Below are 21,782 nucleotides of genomic sequence, written 5' to 3'. Positions count from 1 at the left end.
CAACTCCTGAATTATTTATCGCGGTTTTCAACTTGTTGCTTCAGTTTCGCCAGCTCTTTTTCAATTTCATCTTGAGCTTGTAACTCTGCAAACTCTTGGTCTAAAGATTTTGCGTTACCTGTTTTCGCGTAAACGTCCGCTTCGGCTTCTAATTCATCCACTTTACGCGAGAATTGTTCAAACTTCGCCATTGCTTCGTTGGTTTTGCTTGAATGCAGATGTTTTTGAACATCACGACGATTGCTCGCAGCATTATTACGAATCATCAATGCTTGCTGCTTTGCGCGAGTTTCTACGATTTTAGTTTCAAGCTTGCCAATCTCACTGGTCAGCTTTTCGATGGTTTCGTGAACCAAGGTTTGCTCTGTGTGAAGGCTTTTGATTATATCTTCAAGCTTTTGCTTTTCGATTAGCGCCGCTCTAGCTAAATCTTCACGTTGTTTAGTTAGTGCTAGTGTCGCTTTATTTTGCCAATCTAGAATCTGAGTTTCGATAGCTTCAACTTTACGTGCTAACTCTTTTTTATCTGCGATAGCTTTAGCGGAGTTAGTGCGAACCTCAACCAGCGTATCTTCCATTTCTTGGATAATCAGGCGAATCATCTTTTCAGGATCTTCAGCCTTGTCTAAAAGTGCACTGATGTTCGAATTTACAATGTCTGCAAAGCGAGAAAAAATACCCATGAGGAACTCCTTAATTACAATGATGGCAAATGTTCTTTAAAGCGTTATTCGATTTCTCAATCCACTTGCTCAAAAATTTACGTTTGTTGTTAAACCTAACATAAGTAATCCAAGTAGCGTGCCAACTTTTAAGCCATTTATTATCAGACACTTACAATAAAATGGTGATTAACCCGAACCATGCTATGATGAATTTAGCCAAGTATTGGTATTTTTCACCACTACGACTCTTATACTTAAGCTATTTACATGACGTGACTTAAATAAAGCTCTCTAAATCACATCCATCGGCGCTCAAATCGCACAAGGACCCGCTATGCAGCAGAACCTCATTGGTGAATCACCCAGTTTTCTCTCCGTTTTAGATAAAGTATCTCAACTCGCACCAATCGAAAGACCGATCCTGATCATTGGAGAGCGTGGTACGGGTAAAGAGCTCATAGCTCAAAGGCTGCATTACCTTTCAAGGCGATGGGATCAGCCGTTGATCTCACTTAATTGCTCAACGCTCAGTGAAGGTTTGATTGATTCTGAGTTGTTTGGTCATGAGTCTGGTTCCTTTACTGGTTCAAAAGGTCGTCATCAGGGTCGATTTGAAAGAGCGGAAGGTGGAACACTGTTTCTTGATGAGCTCGCAACCACGCCCCTAGCCGTTCAAGAGAAGCTATTGCGCGTTATTGAATACGGGCAGTATGAACGTGTCGGCGGACAAAAAGCTTTAAGTGCCAACGTAAGACTGGTTTGCGCCACCAACGCTGACTTGCCAGACATGGCATTAAGGGGCGAATTCAGAGCTGACTTATTGGACAGGCTAGCGTTTGACGTGATTACTATTCCCCCTCTTCGAGAGCGAAAAGAAGACATCACGCTGCTGGCGGAATACTACGCCATTAAGATGTGCCGTGAATTAGAATTGGAGTTGTTTGTTGGCTTTGCTCCGTCTGCCTTAGAGGCGCTGCTAGATTATTCATGGCCAGGGAATGTGCGAGAACTCAAGAACGTTATTGAGCGCGCAGTCTACCAGCACGGTAAAGACCCATATCCTATTGAATCTTTGGTGTTTAACCCATTCAAACCCGCATGGAAAATAGATCAAGATTCCACGCATGAAATTGGCAATGCGCCGTCCAACAGCCATACTTCATCAGAGAGCTCGTTTTCTTTGCCACTTGATTACAAAGCATGGCAAGAACAACAAGACATCAAGCTGCTCAATCAAGCCCTAAAGCAAAGCAAGTACAACCAGAAACAAGCAGCAGAATTACTTGGATTAACCTACAACCAATTACGTGGAATGGTGAGGAAGTACGCGATTGTCGGACAAGCTAACGATAAATAGCTGTCAGCACTTGATTATTATTTGGAGCCGAATAAATAAAATGTTAAATTGTCCGGATCTTGAGGCTCCTCTAACGCCTCGTTTCGAAAAGTATTTCTTTTTATGAAAGCACTAATAAGACTATCACTGAGCATCTGCACGCTGAGCTTTTTAGCTGGATGTGGTGAGAGTGTGAATCACGAGCAAATCCGTGAAAAAGGCTTCATTTATTGCGGCCAAGGTAATCCTAGTACTTTCAACCCACAACTGGTTGATAGTGGCATTACCTCAGAATCGCTGAGCCCTCAAATTTTCGATACACTGCTCACTCTTGATCCAATGACTTATCGACCAAAACAGAACTTGGCAACAAGCTGGTCTGTCGATGAATCGGGTACAGAGTACACTTTCAAACTGCGCCCTAATGTTGCGTTTCAAACCACAGACTGGTTTACCCCAACTCGCAGTATGAATGCACAAGATGTGGTCTTTAGTTTTGAGCGAATCATTGATAGCTCAAACCCATTTCATTATGTGGGCGGCGGCCTATACCCATGGTTTGCTGGTATCGACTTCCAAAACCTGATCGTCGATATCACTGCGGTTGATGACCTGACAGTGAAATTCCAATTAAGTCGCCCAGACAATTCATTCCTCAACAATATCGCCACCAGCTATGCGGTCATTCACTCTAAAGAATATGCCAATAAACTCATTGCTACGGATGAAAAAAATGAAATAGACTCCAAGCCCGTTGGCACAGGTCCTTTCTACTTGGATGAATATCAAATAAACGACCTAGTACGCTTGAAAAAGAACAAGCACTATTGGAAGGGTGACGTAGAAATGGACCAAGTTGTGTTTGATACTTCACAACGTGGGACAGGGACTCTTGCCAAGCTACTTCGTAGTGAGTGTGATGTATTGAACTCACCGATTTCTAGTCAGATTCCTATTATTCAAGCACATGAAGAGTTGAAGATTTCCGCCACGCCTGCGGTTAATGTCTCTTTCATCGCACTGAACACCGAGCACCCTGCACTGCGTGACTCACGAGTGCGCAAAGCGCTGAACTTAGCTATCAATCGTCAGAACATTCTTGATTCTGTGTACTACGGTACAGGTACAAAAGCCTACACCTTACTTCCCCCTACTTCTTGGGCTTATCAAAAAGACAGTGTTCAAGTTCGCTATGACCGCAACTACGCAGTTGCGCTTCTTAAAGAAGCCGGGGTAGAACCTGGGCTAGAGCTTTCAATGTGGGTGCCATTAGAGCCAAGAGCCTACAATCCGAGCCCAAGGAAAACGGCAGAATTAATCCAAGCAAATTTAGCTGATATTGGTATCGAACTTAAGCTCTATACCGACGACCGATTTGATCGTACGCAGCTGTCATCCATTTCCTCAACAGACTTGTTGCTCACAGGTTGGATCGGCAATACGGGCGACCCGGACAACTTCTTACGTCCGCTTCTTTCATGTAGCTCAGAACGAGCAGGATTAAACGTCTCTATGTGGTGTAATTCAGACTTTGATTTCCTTCTCGACTTAGCATTAGAGATCAATCAACAAAGGCACCGTGTGAACTTGTATCGACAAGCCCAAAACATTCTCAATGAAGAAGTTCCTGTGATTCCTCTCGCTCATGGCGTGCAATTCCGCGTGCACGATCGTTCGCTAAGTGGCTTTAAGCAGAGCCCGTTCAATGCTCAACCTTTTGATCAAGTCAGAAGAGAGGTGCAGTGATGTTTTGGTATACATTAAGACGTGTAAACTTATTCATTATTACACTGGGGATCCTGACGTTAGTGGGGTTCGCTCTGCTTCGACTAGACCAAACCTCACCTTGGGCGATTCAAGATTTTTGGCCCGGTTGGCTTAGCTACATCACAGAATTATCGACACTGAACTTTGGCTTGAGCAAACACGGAGCGCCTATCATCGATGAGCTTGTCGTGGTATTCCCTGCAACGTTAGAACTGTGTTTCTTTGCTTTTGTGCTTGCGTTGTTTATCGGCATCCCTTTCGGCACTATTGCTGGCATGAGACAGGGCAAGTTTGTCGATACCACCATATCGTTTACTTCAATGGCTGGTTACTCTGCACCTATATTTTGGGTCGCACTACTGATGATCATGGTGTTCTCTTTACACTTTGAAATGTTTCCAGTGGGCGGCAGATACGATCTACTTTACGAAATTGAACACGTCACTGGCTTTGCTATCATTGATGCCTTTTTTGCTGAAGGTCGTTATCGAGCACACGCACTGCAGAGTGTTATCGAACATATGGCGTTACCTTGTCTTGTATTGGCACTCGCCCCAACGACTCAGGTAATTCGACTGATGAGAGCGTCAGTGGCTGAAGTGATGACGCAAAACTACATCCGCGCGGCGCGAATTAAAGGTCTATCTACCAGAGAGATCGTGATGCAACACGTGTTAAGAAATGCGATACCACCGATTATTCCTAAGGTCGGCGTTCAACTATCAAGTATGTTAACGCTCGCTATTATTACCGAGTCTATCTTTAACTGGCCGGGTATTGGCCGCTGGTTATTGGATGCTTTATCTAATCAAGATTACGTTTCAATTCAAGCTGGCGTAATCGTGGTAGCAACCTTGGTTTTGACCGCAAACATTCTGTCCGATCTATTGGGCGCGATGGTTAATCCACTGGTAAGGAAGGAATGGTATGCTAACAAATAACGTCTACCAAGAAGAGCAGATTCCAACCCAGTTCGAGCGTTTCTGGCGCAGCTTCCGTGGCAATAATCTCGCTATGTTTGGACTGTGGTGTTTGGCCTTAATCATTCTAATCACCGTCACTTCACCATGGCTAGCTCCGCATGATGCTCAAGAACAAACGGGACACCTGTTAACCCCACCCTCTTGGGATCCCTCAGGAACAGTTGAGTATTTCTTAGGTACCGATGACTTAGGCCGAGATATTCTTTCTCGTCTGATCATTGGTTCGCAGCTGACCTTTGGCGCAGCAGTTATCATCACCTTCATTGCAGCGGTCATCGGCTGCCTGATTGGCGTACTTGCGGGGATGACTCGTGGATTACTATCAAGCACGCTAAACCACCTGCTTGATACCGTTATGTCGATTCCGTCTCTGTTACTAGCAATTATCTTCGTGGCGTTTCTTGGTTTTGGCGAGTTTAATATCTTGCTTGCCTTATGTTTAGCATTGATTCCACGCTTTATTCGTTCGGTATACATTGCCGTGCACGCTGAGGTAGAAAAAGACTATATTTTGGCTTCTCGCCTTGATGGTGCGAACGACTTCTACCTGTTATGGAATTCAATCCTTCCTAATATTCTTACCGTGGTGGCACTTGAAATTACACTGGCATTGTCAGTCGCCATTCTTGATATCACGGCTTTGGGTTTCTTAGGGCTTGGCGCTCAAGCACCAAGTACCGAATGGGGCTCAATCTTGGGTGACTCTGTAGAGCTGATTTACCTCGCACCATGGACAGTAACCCTACCCGGTTTAGCCATTATGTTTACAGTGATCGTGATTAACCTCGTCGGTGAAGGTGTTCGCCAAGCGCTAAATGCAGGAATCGAATAATGCCTTTACTTGATATTCGACATCTAACCATCGAGATTGAGACCCCTCAAGGGATGGTTAAAGCCGTTGATAGAATGAGTCTTACCCTCAATGAAGGGGAAATTCGCGGCTTAGTAGGTGAATCAGGCTCAGGCAAGAGCTTGGTTGCAAAAGCGATCGTTGGGGTTTGTAAAGAAAACTGGAAAGTATCTGCCGACCGAATGCGCCTTGGCAATATCGACCTCCTGCAACTGACACCCAAAGAACGACGCCGAGTTATTGCTCGTGATATCGCGATGATCTTTCAAGAGCCATCCTCCTGTCTTGATCCATCTGAAAAAGTGGGCCATCAACTGATTGAAGCGATTCCTTCCTATTCGTTTGAAGGTCGGTGGTGGCAGAGATTCAAATGGCGTAAGAAACAGGCCATCGCTCTACTGCACAAAGTCGGTATTAAAGATCACTCTCGTCTTATGGATAGTTACTCTTATGAGTTGACCGATGGTGAGTGTCAAAAAGTCATGATCGCCATGGCGATCGCAGCCAAACCAAAAGTCTTGATCGCTGATGAACCAACCAACGATCTAGATCCGATCACACAGTCTCAAATATTGCGTCTGTTGAGTCGTATGAATCAGATCAATAACACGACCATCGTGCTGATCGGCCATGACTTAACCACCATTACCCAATGGGCAACTCGCATTACCGTTATGTACTGTGGTCAGTCTGTGGAATCAGCGGATACGCAGAAGCTGTTAGATGCACCTAAACACCCATATACCGTCGCTCTACTGAAAGCGATGCCTGACTTTAACGACTGGATTCCTCATAAAGAGAAGCTACAGTCTTTGCCAGGTTCAATCCCTCCGTTGCAGCACCTTCCTATTGGTTGTCGACTAGGACCACGTTGCCCGTATGCGCAAAGGCAATGTGTTGAGATTCCTTATACCAAACGAATCAAAAACCATAAGTTCAATTGTCACTTCCCTCTTAATATGGAGAAGAAAAAGAAATCATGAGTGCATTATTAGAAGTCATTGATTTATCTAAAGACTTTACGACTCGCTCTGGTCTTTTCCGTAAAAAGATTCATCAGGCAGTGAAACCAGTCAGCTTTTCGCTTGAGGCGGGACAGACGATTGGTTTTATCGGTCAGAATGGTTCAGGAAAGTCGACATTAGCAAGAATGCTAGCGGGCATGGTAGAGCCAACTGCGGGCGAGATTCGTGTGAACGGTGAAAAGCTAGAGCACAAGGACTACTCGACTCGCTGTAAGCTGATTCGAATGATCTTCCAAGATCCGAACACCTCGCTTAACCCGCGCATTCAGATTGGTCGAATTCTTGAAGGTCCATTAAAGCGAAACACCAATATGCCACCAGAAGCCCGTATGCGTCGTGTGAAAGACACCCTATTACGTGTGGGTCTACTACCGGAACATGCTTACTTTTACCCACAGATGCTGGCGGCAGGCCAGAAACAGAGAGTTTGTTTGGCTCGTGCCTTGATTCTTCAACCATCGATCATCGTTGCTGATGAAGCGTTGAATGGTTTGGACATGGCAATGCGCTCTCAAATCATCAATTTGTTCTTAGAGCTACAAGAAGAGATGGGTGTGTCCTTCGTCTACGTATCTCAACACCTTGGTATTGTTAAGCACATCACCGACAAAATCATCGTCATGCACGAAGGTAATGTGGTTGAGAGTGGGGAAACGGATCAAGTGCTGACCAACCCAACTCACCAAATCACCCAAAGATTGGTTGAGAGCCATTTCTCCAAAGCGCCGAACCACTAATCTCGAATCACGCTACATTCAACAGAGGGGAAAACTATGTTAAGAATAGCTTCAATGCTTCCCCTCTTGTTGGCGCTGTTTTCCTTTAACGCAGCAAGCACACCGCTCACTTGGTTAGATAGAAGCTTCGTCGAAACTGCCTTTTATAACGTCGCACTTCAACACGAATATTCCCAAGGCAACAAGCCACTAGCCAAATGGAAACAACCGATCAAGATTTGGATCGATCATCGAGTGGGTGATGAAGAACTGCATCAAGAGCTCACAGAGCTTCATATCCGACACTTATCCGAAGTCACTCAGCACCCGATAACAATCGTCAACAAAGAGTCTGAAGCGAACGTAAAATGGATATACACGCGGCAAAGTCAGTGGGTATCTGAGGCGAAATCGGTGCTCAAACTCAAATCAACTCAGCATCTAAACAACGCTATTTGCACGGCGGGTTATCGAACTAATTCTAAAGGTGAGATTGTTTACGCTGGGATTGTTATTCCCGTTGATCAAGCAAGATCTCGAGGTAAGCTCGTCGCCTGTATCGTGGAAGAAATCACACAGGTTCTAGGCCTGCCGAATGATTCAGATAAAGCCTACCCTTCTATTTTTAATGACCATACGCCAGAAGACTTATTATCACCACTAGATGTGGTACTACTAAAGCTGTTGTATGAACCAGAATTGAAAGCTGGAATGACAAAATCTGAAGTAAAACCTGTCGTTCGAAAGATACTCAAGAGGTACAGTAAAACAGGTGTGCTTCAACAAGCTTCAAAAGCCGCACAGCAAGCGCCGTTGTATCAGTTGATTGGGTACTAACGAAAATGCGTTGTAAATAGCTTAGATGGGATAATTGAATGATAGCGCTGCCTAAAAAAGGCAACGCTGACTTAAGAACTGTATTGCGGCAGAATTAGCGCTTAGCAGCTTGCTTCTTTAATTCGAAATCGAACTCATCAGGGAACAAGATTACGCCTTCTTCTTGCTCGTTCGGGAACACAACCACTGCAAGCTCGTCGTCTTCTAGACCGTTAGTCCAACGGCTGTGCCATTTGTTCAACGAGATAGACTCAGCTTTACACTCAGACCAATCACCCGTAGCCCAAGATTCAGCAAACTCTTGATTTGGCCATACTGGAACACAGTCTTCATCTTCTGTGTTCAGCATTACACAACCGTGTTCATCGGTTAAGATCCATACTTCACGGTTCGCTACGATTTCTTTCACACAGTACTTTAGGCGTTGCTCACCCGTATACTTATTGATTTCAGCGATTTTTTTATCGTCTAGCTGTGTAGTCATCTTAATTTCCTACTTTAGTCAGTAACTTTGCTCTTAAAGCTATTTTATGCCGAGAGCTTTTAACTTCAAACATTTTCGATGAAGAAGAAAATCCACTTCAAAGAAAAACGCCTGCTAAATTAGCAGGCGTTTATAATTAAGCGACTTGATTAAACAAGCTCACCCTGTAACCAAGGCCAGCCTTGCTTCTTACGGCTTAATGTATTTTCCATCATTAATACGCCGTCTTTCTCGTGCTTAACCAGTTTATCAGCCCACTCGCCTTTGTATAGAAGGTGAGTTTGCGCAGTAGTGATGTCTGTTAGCATTACCGCAGCAAATGCTAGACCGTCTTTCTCACAACGTTCTTCAAGATCCGCTTCTAGCGCTTCAATCATGCCATCTACTTGCTCAAGAGTCGCAAGCTCAACTTGACCAACAACAACATCACGACCGTTGAATGGGTAGCCTTTAAGGTCTTTTTCTACTAGTTGTGCAGCAGATAGGCCTTCGATGTTTGTCTTAGCGATTAGAAGCGCTTTGATGAATGCATCAATGTCAGTCACGCCAGCGATTTCAGCAAGCTCAGCAACCGCGTCTTTGTCTTTTTGAGTACATGTTGGAGAAGCAAAACCAACCGTGTCTGAAAGAATTGCAGACATCATCAGTTTAGCGATTTGTTGAGAGATAGCGTGACCTTCAATCTTGAACATGTTGAAAAGTACAGTATTTGTACAACCAACAGGCCAGATCCAAGCTTCCATAGGGTTAACTGTCATCGCGTCACCTAAACGGTGGTGATCGACAATACCTACGATCTCAGCTTCAGCAACATCGTCCGGTGCTTGTGCTAGATCTGAGTAGTCTACTAGCCAGATTTTTTCACCAGCAACAGAAGTACGAAGTTCTGGTTTTTCAGCACCAGCGACTTCTAGAATGTGTTGAGTTTCGCGGTTGATCTCGCCTTGGCGAATTGGTGTCGCTTCCTCGCCACGAGCTTTAAGAAGCTCTGTTGCAACTAACGCACTACAAATACTGTCACTATCAGGGTTTTTGTGACCAACAACTAAAATCATGTTTCTTCCTATTACACTAACAATTATGACTCTACCTTTAGAGTCTCTCTTTATTAGCCATACTTTACCTCATTTTTTCAGGTTGGTCATGTTTCGTAGGTTTAGCCAATGGTAACAATAGATAAAAAAACAACAAATGCAATTGATAATTATTATCATTCGTATATATTTATCTTAAGCCACTAATTTTGAGTAACACCTATGGATCGACTAATCTCTTTTTTGCCAAGCAGTAGCGCTGCGAAAACAACTCAGTTTTCACTGTCATTTAAGCGCCTGCTTTTACCTATCTCACTTGCAGCTTTAGTTATGGCGCCTGCCACGCGAGAATTGACGGTCACTACCTTGTCAGACGCCTTTTGGGCCGTGTCTTGTTATGTTGCTTTGACCTTAGCGATTTACCACGGGTTAAGCCTGTATATCAACAAAGATAACGTCTTCAACAAGCTCGTCCATCAATCCCGTTCAAACCAAGTTGTATTCGCTGCACTTATGGGGGCGCTACCCGGCTGTGGCGGTGCGATCGTGGTTACCACACAATTTATCTCGGGCAAACTCGGATTTGGCGCAGTTGTTGCTGTTCTCGTCTCAACCATGGGTGATGCGGCCTTCCTGCTCATTGCAAGCGAACCCAAGACTGGTTTAGCCATGATGGCGATGGGCGTGATTGTCGGAACTGCGTCAGGTCGAATCATTAACTTGTTTCACGCAGATGACTTCTTGCGCCCAAAAAAAGCAGAGAAAAATGAAGCGGTGAGAAGCTGTGCTTCTCAATCTCAAGACAAAGAAGCAGTATCGAAAAAAGCGATCAACCTACAAGGTTATCTATGGTCTGTACTCATTATTCCAGGTGCTGCGGTTGCCCTACTTGGCTCTTTTCAAGTGGATGTGAATGAGTTGCTCGCTTTGCCCGAAATGTCGATGGAATGGGCAGGAACTATTTTGCTGATTAGCTCGATGTTTCTATGGGGTCTCACCCGTGAAATTGAAGATTACAAGTCAGCCGTCAGTGAAGACGAGAAATGTGTAGGCTCTCATCCACTACAAAAAACGGCTCAAGATACTAACTTCGTTACTGCATGGGTGGTGGTTGCTTTTCTTTTCTTCGAATTTGGCTCTGTGATAGCAAATGTCGATTTTGCGACGCTATTCTCAAGCTGGGGCATGATGCTCCCCCTGGCGGGAGTGTTGATGGGATTGCTACCGGGGTGTGGTCCGCAATTGCTGGTCACTAGCCTATACCTTTCTGGTGCACTGCCACTATCAGCTCAGGTAGGTAACGCAATTTCTAATGACGGTGATGCGCTATTCCCTGCGATTGCGATGGCACCGAAAGCCGCTCTTGTCGCGACCTTGTATTCCAGTGTTCCCGCTTTGATTTGTGCATACGGTTACTGGTTTATGTTCGAACTTTAGGCTTACGTTCGAAGCTTAGGTTTATAATTGGAGCTTAGGTTTACAATTTAAGCTTAGGTTTACAATTTAAGCTTAGGTTTACAATTTAAGCTTAAGTTTATATCCGAGGCTTAAGCTTTTATTCAAGGTTTTAGCTTTACTCCATAGGTTTCTATTAGGTCGGTACTTTGTATCGGCCTTTTTGTTTCCATCTGCCTAAGCCCTTACAACAGGTCCTTTGTGCATTCCCTTCCGGCTTCATGCTAATGCTTTATGTTTCTACAGCCTACCTCAAACAGCACGTTACAGCTGGTCTCAAAAACGCCCCTCTGGCGCTGTTACAATGCTTAGTTAGAAATCCCAACACGTACACTAGAAAAACAAAAAGCCCCTGTAAGAGTACTTACAGGGGCTTTAATTCAAGCTTTAGTCTTGGTTCTTAAGTACAAGACTTAAGAAACTTCGATTGGACCACCGAATGAAGTTACTGGAGGCAGTTTGCCTTGGAACTTCTCGAAGTTAACCAAACATGTGTTTGCTGACGTTGCTTGAGCAAGTTCAGACGTACCGATGTCTTGAGTTAGTGTGTTTGGATCGCCGTATGTATCTAGCGCACCCACTTTCTCGTTGATCGGGCCGTACCAAGCACCTTCTTCGATACGAACAACACCAGGAGCGTAGCTATCCATTAGAACAGCACCTGCTAGTAGTTGACCACGGTCGTTGAACACACGTACTACATCGCCATCTTTGATGCCTTTCTTCTTAGCATCGACTGGGTTGATGTAGATAGGCTCACGGCCTTGTACCGCGTAAGTCGCACGCCACTCTTCAGATTCACACATCTGAGAGTGAAGACGCTTGTCTGGGTGACAAGATTGTAGCCAGTACGGGTGTTTGTCAGAGCCTGGACCACCATGTGAACGTTCAGATTTCTCGAACCACATTGGGTGTTCTTGACAGTGCTCGTAACCCATGTTGCCAACAGTACGGCTTGTGATTTCGATGAAACCAGAAGGAGTACCTAGTGCGTTGATCTCTGGATCTTCACGGAATGAAGCGTGACGAGTCCATGGCTTACCTTTACCGAAGTCTAGGAAACCTTTCTCCCAGAACTCAGCAAACTCAGGCATTTCGAAGCTGCCTTCGTTTGATGCACGACATTCGTCATACAGAGATTTAACCCACTGCATTTCGTCCATACCACGCGTGTAATCGTTGTAACGACCCCAACGCTTAGTTAGGCTAGACATGATCTCGAAGTCCGTCTTAGACTGGAACAGAGGATCCACTAGCTTGTGCATTGCGATCAAACCACGGCCAGAGTACGCGCCATAGCCATCAATATCGTTACGTTCCCACTGAGTACATGCTGGAAGCACGATATCAGAGTGACGACAAGTTGCAGTCCAAGCGAAATCAACAGCCACTACAGTTTGTAGACTCTTGAATGCTTTACGCATCTTGTTGCGATCTTGGTGGTGGTGCCACGGGTTGTTACCACTGAATACCATCATCTTAATGTCTGGTAGCGTTACAGTAGAACCGTTCGCTTTGATCTTTTTACCTGGTTCAAGCAAGCTATCAACCCAACGAGCTACTGGAATTACGCGGCTATAACCGTTGTAATCTGTATTCGTGTGTTTAGGTGATTGACCTTGGTCGATGTTCAACGGGAAAGAACCCGGAGCAGCGAAGCCAGTTGAAGATACACCGATACCTGAGTAGTGGTGACCGTAAGAGATACCACCGCCCGGAAGACCAATTTGGCCAACCATTGCTGCGATAACTGCACACATCCAGTAAGGCTGCTCACCGTGCTCTTGACGTTGGATACTCCAACCAACAAGAATTTGCGTACGACCGTTAACCAGCATCTTAGCGAATTCACGGATAGAGTCCGCGCTTGCGCCACAGATAGCCGAAGCCCACTCTGGTGTCTTCTCAACTTTATCTTTCGTTTCACCTTGAACGTACTTGATGAAGTCTTCAAAACCTAGACAGTAAGTTTCGATGAACTTCTTGTCGTATAGGTCTTCGTTGTAAAGAACGTGAGCAACACCAAGCATGAACGCCACATCAGTTTGTGGGTTGATGTACATCTGCTCGTTTTCTAGGTAACGGCCTGTTTTGTTTTGAACAGGGTCAACAGAAACAACGTTGATCTCTTTCTTAGCAACTTTCTCTTTCAGTTGTTCTAGGTATGCGAACGACTCGTGAGTCTCACATGTCCAACCTACTTGAAGGTTTTTAACTGGATCGTTACCCCAAAGAACAATGTTGTCACTGTTTTCTAGGATAAGTTCCCAAGATGTACCTTGTGCGTAAACTTCAGTCGAACCTAGCACGTAAGGCATGATCGTTTGACCAGCACCTGTTGAGTAGTCACCGATTTTCTTCACAGAGTAACCGTGAAGTGCCATTGCACGTTGCATATGGTTAGTACAGCTGTGGAACTGACCCGTTTGTCTCCAACCAGTTTGACCGGTGTGAAGTGCCCATGGACCGTAATCTTTCTGTACGCGCTCTAGTTCGCGGTAAACAAGGTCTAGTGCCTCATCCCAAGTCACACGAATAAAGCGGTTGTTACCACGCGTGTCTGCGCTGTATTTATGCTTCTTCAACCAATCTAGGCGAACCATAGGGTAACGCACACGTGATGGACTGTAGATAATACCTTTAATACCTTTCAACATCTCAGTTGGGTGTTGATCGATTTCTAAAGGTTTAATTTCTTGCACTTTACCCGCGTAAACGCGAGCTCGGAATGCACCCCAGTGAGAACCAGAGACTTTCCACGCGCCGTCTGTTTCTGCAGCAGACGCTGATGCCGACGCCAATAAGCTTGGACCGATAACCGATGCCGCACTTGTAGTAGCGACACCTTTCAGAAAACTTCTTCTTGTAATTGCCATTGTGTTACTCCAATTGACGTCTTATTAGTGATGGCCTTCAGAAAAATCTGATGAGTGCTTCTGTAGATACTTAAGAACAAGTGCTTCTGTATCTGTATCGAAGTTAACGAACGCAATCATACCATCTAGCATGCCTACCCAACCGTTAGCGCTGAAGTGAGCTTCATCTGGCTGTGAGTGACACGTTGAACAGTTAGATTGGTACGCTTGACCCGCTGCGTTCCAGATTGGATCGAAGTTATCAACCATAGACTCTTTCTTCATCCAAAGTGCTAGGTTAACTTCTTCCCATGGAAGGCCAGTAAGCTCATCTTCTTTCTTCTCACCAACAGTGATAACGTCACTTTGAGATACTTCTTTCGTCAAGATTGCAGTCGAGATGTTCATACCGAAGTCTTCTTGGATTACACGTCCGAAGCCTTTCGCTTTATGCCAACCGTCGATTTGAATCTTGATCATGTCGCCTTTTTCGTCGATAACCGCAACTTTACTTGCAGGGCTTAGTAGACCCGCTTCAACTGTTGCTGTTTCATCTGTGTACATTGGTAGGTGACGAATAGAAATCACATCAGAACCATTTGCGTAAGATGTGCTGCTTGCTACATTTTCTAGCTCGCCAACAATGCCGCTCGCTGATGCCATATCTAATGGAAGGTTGTGAGCAATACCTTTGTGACAGTCAACACAGCTTTGATCACGCTCTGCCGCATTCTTCATCTGGATACGCGCTGTTGGGCGCATGTTTTCGAAATCCATTGAATCGTAGTTGTGGCAGTTTTTACACTCTAGAGATTTGTTCGAAGAGAAACGATCCCATTCGTGTTTAGCCAGCTCGATACGACGAGCTTCGAATTTTTCAGGCGTATCTAGGTCACCAAATACTTGAGCGAAGACTTCTTTAGATGCTTGCATCTTACGAGCAATTTTTGCTGTCCATTCATGTGGAACGTGACAGTCAGGACAAGTAGCACGCACACCAGAAGTGTTTTTCCAGTGAACCGTTTCTTGTAGTTCTACGTATACATTGTCACGCATGGTGTGACAGCTTACACAGAACTCTTCTGTGTTTGTATGTTCTAGCGCTGTATTAAAACCGCCCCAGAAAATAACACCGGCGATAAAGCCACCCATAGTTAGTACACCAAGACTGATGTGTACTGCTGGGCGAGTCATTGTGCGCCATAATTTAACTAAAAATGATTTCATGTTTAGCTCTCTTAAAAATTAGTTCTAATAAAAATGTGATAGCAAGAGGGCATTACATGCCGCCGTGTGCACCTGGAGGACCTAATACAAACACTTGCAGTGCCCAAACTAGAAAGCCGTAGCCTCCTACAAAAGCCACACTTAATATTGGAAAGAGAACCACTGCAATGAAGAGGAATGACTTCCACTCCAACGAGCGTTTTTCGCCAGTTTCAATTTTATTAACATCACTCATACATTTTGCCTATTTTGTATTTAGTAATTTCGAGTAGCTCATTCTAAGGAGCTAAAGTTCTTGAGTATCTAACAACAAATTTTAGACCATACACAAAGTAGGGTTCAATCAAATCTCCTGTTATATCCCTTGCTAATCAATACTTTTTTGAGGTCATCCAAACTTGTTTTTAGTTAAACAAAGTTATTAAAAAGTATTAACAAATGTGAAGAATTAAGTATATTTCACAAATGTTAAAAACCAACATTTGCGCAACCACATTGTAACCAATTTTAACGTTTTACCTACTAAGTAGTAGCCAAAAAACCCTCAAATAACCATTATTTTGTACTTTGAATGTTAAATGATTGATCGTTTTTAGAATCGATGACTTTGCAGTCGAAATGCATCATTTGGCACTTTCAGATATGATAGAAGCCTTATTAAAAGGAAGCATTATGCAAGACGTTATTGATATATCTTGGTGGCAATTATTGTTTTTCAGTTCACTTCTCTTGCTGCCAATTGTAATCAACCACAAGCTAAAACTTGGCCTTGGAAAAGAGGCTTCTATCAGCATCATTCGCATGACTGTTCAGCTATTTCTGGTTGGCCTCTACCTAGAATACCTGTTCACTTTGAATAGCTTGTGGGTCAATTTACTGTGGTTATTTACGATGATTATCGTTGGGGCAAGCTCGATTGTTGAAAAGTCCAAGTTACCCCGAAACCTCTTGTTAGTCCCTGTCGCTGTGAGCCTAGCGGTAACCTGTGTACCCATTGTCTTGTTCATCTGCTTATTTATCATTAAACCAACACCGGTTTTTAACGCTCAGTACCTTATCCCGATCGCAGGGATGTTATTGGGTAATAGCTTAAGCAGTAATATAGTGGCATTGCAGAACCTGTTTGGTGCTTTTGAAACACAGAAATCAGAATATGAAGCAGCAATCGCGTTAGGCGCGTCTCCTTCCTATGCTGCAGCGCCTTTTGTGCGTAATGCTATACAGAAAGCGATGTCTCCTATTATGGCCTCAATGGCAACCACAGGCTTAGTAACGCTACCGGGGATGATGACAGGACAAATCTTAGGGGGAGCTTCACCAATGATCGCAATTAAGTATCAACTGATGATCATGTTGGCTATTTTCGTGATGATGAGCTGCTCCTTAGCGCTTGTACTTCATCTATCGTTAAAGACTTCCTTGACCAAAGAAGGGCGAGTTCTCGCTCAAATACAGCCTTCAAAATAACCTCCCGTCTCCTCTTAGATCTGGTTACTCACTGAATTTGATACAGGTTATCCACAGAAATTGTGGATAACCAAATCAATATAGATCCTTTTTTGTCCATTTCGGCTCGAGCAAAGATCATTACCATTGATCCTTGGGTGATTTCAAAGACATATACACACGCGCAGAACTGCGTTGTTAAACGTTCAGATGATAATTTAAGAAATCAACGAGTAAGTTTTCCACAAATAAAAAACGGCCTGCAATGCAGGCCGTCTTGTAAATGTCATAAGTCAGTTCAATGTTTTCACTGAGCTTTAACTAATCTTGTCACTGAGCTAGTCACACAAGCTTTGTAGATCCGCCATCTTTATTAATCGCGTAAATAAATCAACCAATACCACATGCCAACAAAGATCCCGCCGCCGATGATGTTACCGATAGTAACGGGCAGCAAGTTGTTCATCAGAAAGTCCATCATGTTTAGGTCAACATAGTCTGCTGGATTAGCCCCTGTCATTGTCCAGAATTCAGCTGGAGCAAATGTTTTGATACCGATAGCTAAAGGGACTTGGAACATATTCGCAATACAGTGCTCAAAACCCGATGATACAAACATCGCGACAGGTAAAATCAGTACTGCAATTTTGTCAGTCAGTGTTCGTCCACTAAATGTCATCCATACCGCGATACAAACCAATACGTTACACATGATGCCAAGCGCGATAGCTTGGATAAAACCATGGTGCATTTTGTGCTGAGAAATGGCCATCGTATTCAAACCCACTTGCCCATGGTCGAACATGTACTGTTTAGTCAGAAGCATGCATGCCACTAGCAATAAAGCACCAATAAGGTTACCGATATAAACGGTCGCCCAGTTCTTTACTAGGGTTCCCCAGCTAATCTTGCCACTTGCGCGAGCAACAAGAGTGAGCACCGAACTGGTAAACAGTTCGCCGCCAGTAACAACAACGAGGATTAAGCCCAAGCTAAATGCAAGGCCACCTAGGACGCGAGTAATACCCCAAGGTAAATCACCAGCGCCAGTGGTTACAATTGTGTAGAACACAAACGCAATACCGATATGTATGCCAGCTGAAATCGCTAGGAGAAAAGATTTGGTTGGATCTTTGGTTGCTTTACCTACGCCAATATCTGCAGCGCGCTCAGCCATTTGTGGCGGTAATAATGAGTCAAATTGGTTCAGATTCATGATGATTTACATTTTGAAACATGTTGTCGGGAGCGAGATAATCCTCTCTTTCATTTCTGAATTCAAGAGCTATTTGGGACTCAAAATACCTCCCACAACCTTGTGGAAAGGAAATAGCCCAAGTTATTCAAAATTCATACAACTTTAGTAGTAAAAAGAAAACTATGCTGAATGAAAGGTTATCAACTTAAAAAATGGCACACTTATAAATATCAATAAGTTACGAAAGAAAGCAAAGGAATAACGTACACTATAATGACTCACAGATCGCTGTTGCCTCTAGATTTTGATATAGATCAACAGAACGTAAAAAAGCGCCCTTAGGCGCTTTTAACTGAATCACAAATAAAGAAATTAGTGATGCTAAACCGAAGGTTCAATCACTTCTTCTGATGATTGTTCTAGAGCAGAGCCCTCTAGATTCGATCCAGTACTCAAAGGGATTACATCAGAATCACTTTCATTGGCAACTTTACCACCTAGATTTCTCAAACTGTCCACTAGCTCTTCTAAACTCTTAATATGCGCATCACTCTTGGTAATCTGCTCATCTAGAAGATTGCTATGCTTAGTCGCCTCAGACAATTGTTGCGCCTGCTTCTGATTATCACTCTCTAGCTTAGCGAGTTGTTCAGTCAAAGTTTCAATTTCTGACTTTAATGACGCTGTCATATCTAAGCTTTTTAACGCTTTCACACTCGATACAATTTTCTGAGATTGCTGACGCAACCCAACATCTCGGTAATCTTCATCATTAACGACTTGTGAAATGCTCAACAACTGATTCTCTGCATTCAAAACCGACTGTTCGAATTTGTCGCCTTTTACGCTCGCTAGCACTTTGACTTCATGAGCGACACTGCGCACGTGGTTCAACTCAAACTCCGCAGCGTGCACCGCATCTTCAATGATCGACTTTTCACGAGGACTGGCTTTGACTTGGCTTTCTGCCAAAGCAATTTGAGATGCTGCTTTAGCAAACGTCAGTGGAGCAACGTCATCAAAATCTTCATCTTCCAAGAACTCTAACTCGTCCTTCAATGGTTCGATGTATTTCTTATGTGCCACTTTAACTTCCAATAAGCGAGCATTATTAAGAAACTCCACCTGTGCTTCTTGAGCGTCTTCAAGCTCATCGACCAGCACATACTCAAACAACTCGCTGTATTCTGAATACAAGCGTTTGTAGCTCGAGGTAAACATGGTATCTGCGCCAAGGAACTTGAGGTAATCCATTTGCACAATCGAATCCGCTAGTACTCGGTCAGCCTTCTTCTTTAGCACTAATATCGAGTCATAGTTTGATTTGATCAACGCAATTTTTTCATCAAAAGCTTCAGCGTAAGTCAGGCTCGAAAAAATTGAATAACTCTTGGTGAGCCGAGTTTCGTCTTTCAGTAAATCCGCATAAATGCTTTCAGCGTCGTCCCAAGCGTCTAATAGTTCATTGTAATTCTCTGGAGCATAGAGAGACAACTGAGCGTGGTCTGCGAGCTTAGCCTCCCATTCGGAGTAAACGCTTTGGACAGACTGAAATGAACGGACCTCGATTGTAGATTGGTTATTGTTGTTTGTGGTTTGGTTCGCGTCTGTCTGCTCTGAAGGTGTACTCTGACACCCTGCGATAGCAAATAGCATACTGATCATTAATGCTACTTTGTTCGCTCTCACTTATGCATATCCTTTTTATACAATATTCGCTCAATGCAAATTATTTCTAGTCACAATATATTACAACCGCTTAGCAATAAACATCACTGATGATTTAAGTGGATGCAAATCACCCAATATAACCAAAATAAACTCATCACTCGATGATTAATCAATCAATTTGGTATCACTTATCAATTCTCTTTATTTGCTATTGCCTGAGCCGTGAATGCGCACTAAGGTGAAGGTAGAGAACGTTATGAATATATAGGTTAATTATGAAGTACAACGCTGAAAACATTGCTGATTTAAACCTCCTTCTTCAATTTGATGTAAGTAGTGCCGCTACTGGAATTAAAGTTCATCAAGAGGCAGCTCAAGAAACTCAAGACGCTGTTAAGCGCCTATTCGAAAAGAACCTTTGTACTCAGCCAGACGGCGGTTACCTAACAGATGAAGGTATACAGATGGCAGAGCGCGCAGACAAACTACTTCGCGTACTAAACTAAATCTCCATTGTTCCAGTAAAAACTCCACTCGCCTCGGCCGTGGAGTTTTTTCATTTTTGGCCAAAGGTTTGTTAGGCTTATTGTAAATTCGTCATTTGCAGTTGTGAGGAACACATGGCTTCTATATTTATTGTTGGTGCAGGATGGGTCGGTGCACCTTTATCTAAACATCTAGAAAAACATGGTAACCAAGTGGTGGTCACAAAAACGACCCGAGCGGGTGCAGACACCATTGGTAACAAACGTATCCCATGTGAAGTTTTCAGCTTTGACTCATCGGAGCCTGAGCATACTATCGGCCAACTCTATTCACTGTTACTCGAAAATAATGCAGAGATCGTCATTGGTAGCTTCCCTCCCGGCTTTAGAAAAGGTGCGGGACAAGAATATGCTGAATACTGGCAACAGCTAACCAATGCTTGTCAGAAAGCCAATGTCAAAAAGCTGATCATGGTTAGCTCGACTACGGTCTACCCGACCAAGCCAGGGATCTTATACGAGCAAGATGCCTCATTAGCGATTTCTACGTCGAGTGATGAACAAGCCAACTCATTTTCGGACAATGCACGCGTGATGCTACAAGCAGAACAGTACATCATTGATTCCGGTATCGACTACACTATCCTTCGCTTCAGTGGGTTAATCGGCCCTAGCCGCCACCCATCTAGGTTTGCAAGTAAATTGAAACAGGTCAGCACTCAAGCTCCTGCCAACATGCTTCATCTTGACGACGCGATTGGCGCGGTCAACTTCGCTATCAACCAACTGCGCAACGAAGTGGTTAATGTTACGACCCCAAACACGGTGAGTAAGGCGGAGTTTTATGCCGCTGCACTGAAAAGCGCCAACAGCAGTGAGCCGCTGCCCCTCGTGGTCGATACACCAGACAAGCTGATCTCTTCGAAAAAGATTCTCGACTTAGGTTACTCGTTTAAATTCGATTCCACACTGGACGCTCTTTATGACTAATCAATCCATAGCTAACCAAGACATAGCTAAGCAATCTGTAACAAATAAATCGAGGATTAAGCTACATCGTTCGATCGACACCCTTTGGAACTTCATGTCTATGGGCCACAAGGTTACGCCTTCAGATTGCATCTTTGTGTTGTGCAGTAATGATACTCGTGTCGCTGAATACGCTGCTGAGCTATATCATCAAAAAATTGCTCCATACATCGTTTTTTCTGGCGGTGTGGGGCGCTTTACAGAAGGGAGCTTTGAGCGTTCAGAAGCCGAAACATTCGCGGCTATTGCACGAGATGCTGGCGTGCCAGACTCTGACATTATCATTGAGAAACACGCAACCAATACTGGGGAAAATGTACGATTCACCCACGAGCTGTTGACTGAGCAAGGGTTGTCACCGAAAAGACTAACCTTAGTACAGAAGCCCTTTATGGAGAAACGCACCTACGCCACGTTTAGTAAACAATGGCCTGAAGAGAGTGTAGAAATTACCGTGACTTCGCAATGGCAAAATTGGGATGATTACTTTAATGAAGAGTTGCCGTTAGACATGGTGTTGGGCGCATTAATTGCTGATTATGAACGAATCAAATTCTACCCAGCCCAAGGCTTTCAAATTGAGATGCCAATCCCCGATGACGTTGATCATGCCTATCAAGCATTGAAGCAACTGGGTTTCGAATAAAACTTTAAGTAACGCAATACACCTTTTCAGAAAACAAAAACGGTGGCACTTGGCCACCGTTTCTTATTTTTAG

General features: G+C 44.0%; 20 protein-coding genes. 12 read left to right on the top strand and 8 right to left on the bottom strand.

The features are described from left to right. Positions 1 to 11: 11 nt before the first annotated feature. Positions 12 to 683, bottom strand: coding sequence for a phage shock protein PspA (pspA, locus tag DUN60_RS04125; RefSeq protein WP_076676587.1), 672 nt, complete (start codon positions 681 to 683; stop codon positions 12 to 14). A 316-nt stretch (positions 684 to 999) separates the two neighbouring features. Between pspA and pspF the strand changes: the two genes are divergently transcribed. The 7 genes from pspF to DUN60_RS04090 all read left to right on the top strand — a co-directional run bounded on the left by pspF (position 1,000) and on the right by DUN60_RS04090 (position 8,179). Continuing rightward, complete coding sequence (pspF, locus tag DUN60_RS04120) at positions 1,000 to 2,022, top strand: phage shock protein operon transcriptional activator (protein ID WP_114633242.1); 1,023 nt, start codon at positions 1,000 to 1,002, stop codon at positions 2,020 to 2,022. A 102-nt stretch (positions 2,023 to 2,124) separates the two neighbouring features. Then, complete coding sequence (gene sapA, locus DUN60_RS04115) at positions 2,125 to 3,747, top strand: ABC transporter substrate-binding protein SapA (RefSeq protein ID WP_061022627.1); 1,623 nt, start codon at positions 2,125 to 2,127, stop codon at positions 3,745 to 3,747. Beyond that, complete coding sequence (locus tag DUN60_RS04110; RefSeq protein WP_114633241.1) at positions 3,747 to 4,709, top strand: ABC transporter permease; 963 nt, start codon at positions 3,747 to 3,749, stop codon at positions 4,707 to 4,709. The genes sapA and DUN60_RS04110 overlap by 1 nt, the downstream gene beginning before the upstream one ends. Beyond that, positions 4,696 to 5,583, top strand: coding sequence for a putrescine export ABC transporter permease SapC (sapC, locus tag DUN60_RS04105; RefSeq protein WP_114633240.1), 888 nt, complete (start codon positions 4,696 to 4,698; stop codon positions 5,581 to 5,583). Before DUN60_RS04110 ends, sapC begins: the two co-directional genes overlap by 14 nt. Beyond that, a complete protein-coding gene (locus DUN60_RS04100; protein WP_017078997.1) occupies positions 5,583 to 6,584 on the top strand; it encodes a peptide ABC transporter ATP-binding protein in 1,002 nt (333 codons plus the stop codon). Before sapC ends, DUN60_RS04100 begins: the two co-directional genes overlap by 1 nt. Then, the gene (locus tag DUN60_RS04095) at positions 6,581 to 7,363 is read left to right on the top strand and encodes a peptide ABC transporter ATP-binding protein (RefSeq protein WP_004734598.1); all 783 of its coding nucleotides are present in this window, start codon (positions 6,581 to 6,583) and stop codon (positions 7,361 to 7,363) included. Before DUN60_RS04100 ends, DUN60_RS04095 begins: the two co-directional genes overlap by 4 nt. 36 nt (positions 7,364 to 7,399) lie before the next feature. Then, positions 7,400 to 8,179 carry a DUF2927 domain-containing protein gene (locus tag DUN60_RS04090; protein WP_114633239.1) on the top strand — a complete coding sequence of 260 codons (780 nt, stop codon included), beginning with the start codon at positions 7,400 to 7,402 and terminating at the stop codon, positions 8,177 to 8,179. 94 nt (positions 8,180 to 8,273) lie between these two features. Here DUN60_RS04090 and DUN60_RS04085 read toward each other — a convergent pair whose 3' ends face one another. Then, positions 8,274 to 8,663, bottom strand: coding sequence for a DUF2750 domain-containing protein (locus DUN60_RS04085; protein WP_004734596.1), 390 nt, complete (start codon positions 8,661 to 8,663; stop codon positions 8,274 to 8,276). Positions 8,664 to 8,812: 149 nt separating this feature from the next. Continuing rightward, on the bottom strand, positions 8,813 to 9,718 hold the full coding sequence (locus DUN60_RS04080; protein ID WP_114633238.1) for a manganese-dependent inorganic pyrophosphatase: 906 nt from the start codon (positions 9,716 to 9,718) through the stop codon (positions 8,813 to 8,815). A 201-nt stretch (positions 9,719 to 9,919) separates the two neighbouring features. Between DUN60_RS04080 and DUN60_RS04075 the strand changes: the two genes are divergently transcribed. Further along, on the top strand, positions 9,920 to 11,134 hold the full coding sequence (locus DUN60_RS04075; protein WP_114633237.1) for a putative manganese transporter: 1,215 nt from the start codon (positions 9,920 to 9,922) through the stop codon (positions 11,132 to 11,134). Positions 11,135 to 11,565: 431 nt separating this feature from the next. Here the strand turns inward: DUN60_RS04075 and torA are convergent, their stop codons facing one another. Genes torA through torE form a run of 3 tightly spaced genes read right to left on the bottom strand, consistent with a single transcriptional unit; the run spans position 11,566 to position 15,469 of the window. After that, positions 11,566 to 14,028: a trimethylamine-N-oxide reductase TorA gene (gene torA / locus DUN60_RS04070; protein WP_114633236.1), complete on the bottom strand. Its 2,463-nt coding sequence runs from the start codon at positions 14,026 to 14,028 to the stop codon at positions 11,566 to 11,568. A gap of 24 nt (positions 14,029 to 14,052) precedes the next feature. Beyond that, positions 14,053 to 15,234, bottom strand: a complete 1,182-nt coding sequence (gene torC, locus DUN60_RS04065) for a pentaheme c-type cytochrome TorC (RefSeq protein WP_114633235.1) — start codon at positions 15,232 to 15,234, stop codon at positions 14,053 to 14,055. A gap of 52 nt (positions 15,235 to 15,286) precedes the next feature. Beyond that, a complete protein-coding gene (torE, locus tag DUN60_RS04060) occupies positions 15,287 to 15,469 on the bottom strand; it encodes a trimethylamine N-oxide reductase system protein TorE (RefSeq protein WP_004734591.1) in 183 nt (60 codons plus the stop codon). 437 nt (positions 15,470 to 15,906) lie between these two features. On the opposite strand from torE, the gene DUN60_RS04055 reads away from it, so the two are divergent. Continuing rightward, positions 15,907 to 16,701, top strand: coding sequence for an ABC transporter permease (locus DUN60_RS04055; RefSeq protein WP_054546649.1), 795 nt, complete (start codon positions 15,907 to 15,909; stop codon positions 16,699 to 16,701). A gap of 352 nt (positions 16,702 to 17,053) precedes the next feature. Here the strand turns inward: DUN60_RS04055 and focA are convergent, their stop codons facing one another. After that, positions 17,054 to 17,896 (bottom strand): formate transporter FocA, encoded by an 843-nt coding sequence (gene focA, locus DUN60_RS04050; protein ID WP_114633234.1) that lies wholly within the window; start codon positions 17,894 to 17,896, stop codon positions 17,054 to 17,056. A gap of 363 nt (positions 17,897 to 18,259) precedes the next feature. Then, positions 18,260 to 19,567 carry an ATPase gene (locus DUN60_RS04045; RefSeq protein ID WP_114633233.1) on the bottom strand — a complete coding sequence of 436 codons (1,308 nt, stop codon included), beginning with the start codon at positions 19,565 to 19,567 and terminating at the stop codon, positions 18,260 to 18,262. 257 nt (positions 19,568 to 19,824) lie between these two features. Between DUN60_RS04045 and DUN60_RS04040 the strand changes: the two genes are divergently transcribed. The 3 genes from DUN60_RS04040 (at position 19,825) to DUN60_RS04030 (ending at position 21,709) form a co-directional block, all read left to right on the top strand. Next, a complete protein-coding gene (locus tag DUN60_RS04040) occupies positions 19,825 to 20,055 on the top strand; it encodes a TIGR02647 family protein (RefSeq protein WP_004734587.1) in 231 nt (76 codons plus the stop codon). Positions 20,056 to 20,169: 114 nt separating this feature from the next. Continuing rightward, on the top strand, positions 20,170 to 21,024 hold the full coding sequence (locus tag DUN60_RS04035; protein ID WP_114633232.1) for an NAD(P)H-binding protein: 855 nt from the start codon (positions 20,170 to 20,172) through the stop codon (positions 21,022 to 21,024). Further along, a complete protein-coding gene (locus DUN60_RS04030; RefSeq protein WP_114633231.1) occupies positions 21,017 to 21,709 on the top strand; it encodes a YdcF family protein in 693 nt (230 codons plus the stop codon). Before DUN60_RS04035 ends, DUN60_RS04030 begins: the two co-directional genes overlap by 8 nt. Positions 21,710 to 21,782 lie beyond the last annotated feature (73 nt).

The organism is Vibrio splendidus (assembly GCF_003345295.1).
In the GTDB taxonomy this organism is placed as follows: domain Bacteria; phylum Pseudomonadota; class Gammaproteobacteria; order Enterobacterales; family Vibrionaceae; genus Vibrio; species Vibrio splendidus_K.
The sequence above is the reverse complement of the archived record's forward strand: the minus strand, read 5'-3'. Positions and strand labels throughout refer to the sequence as shown.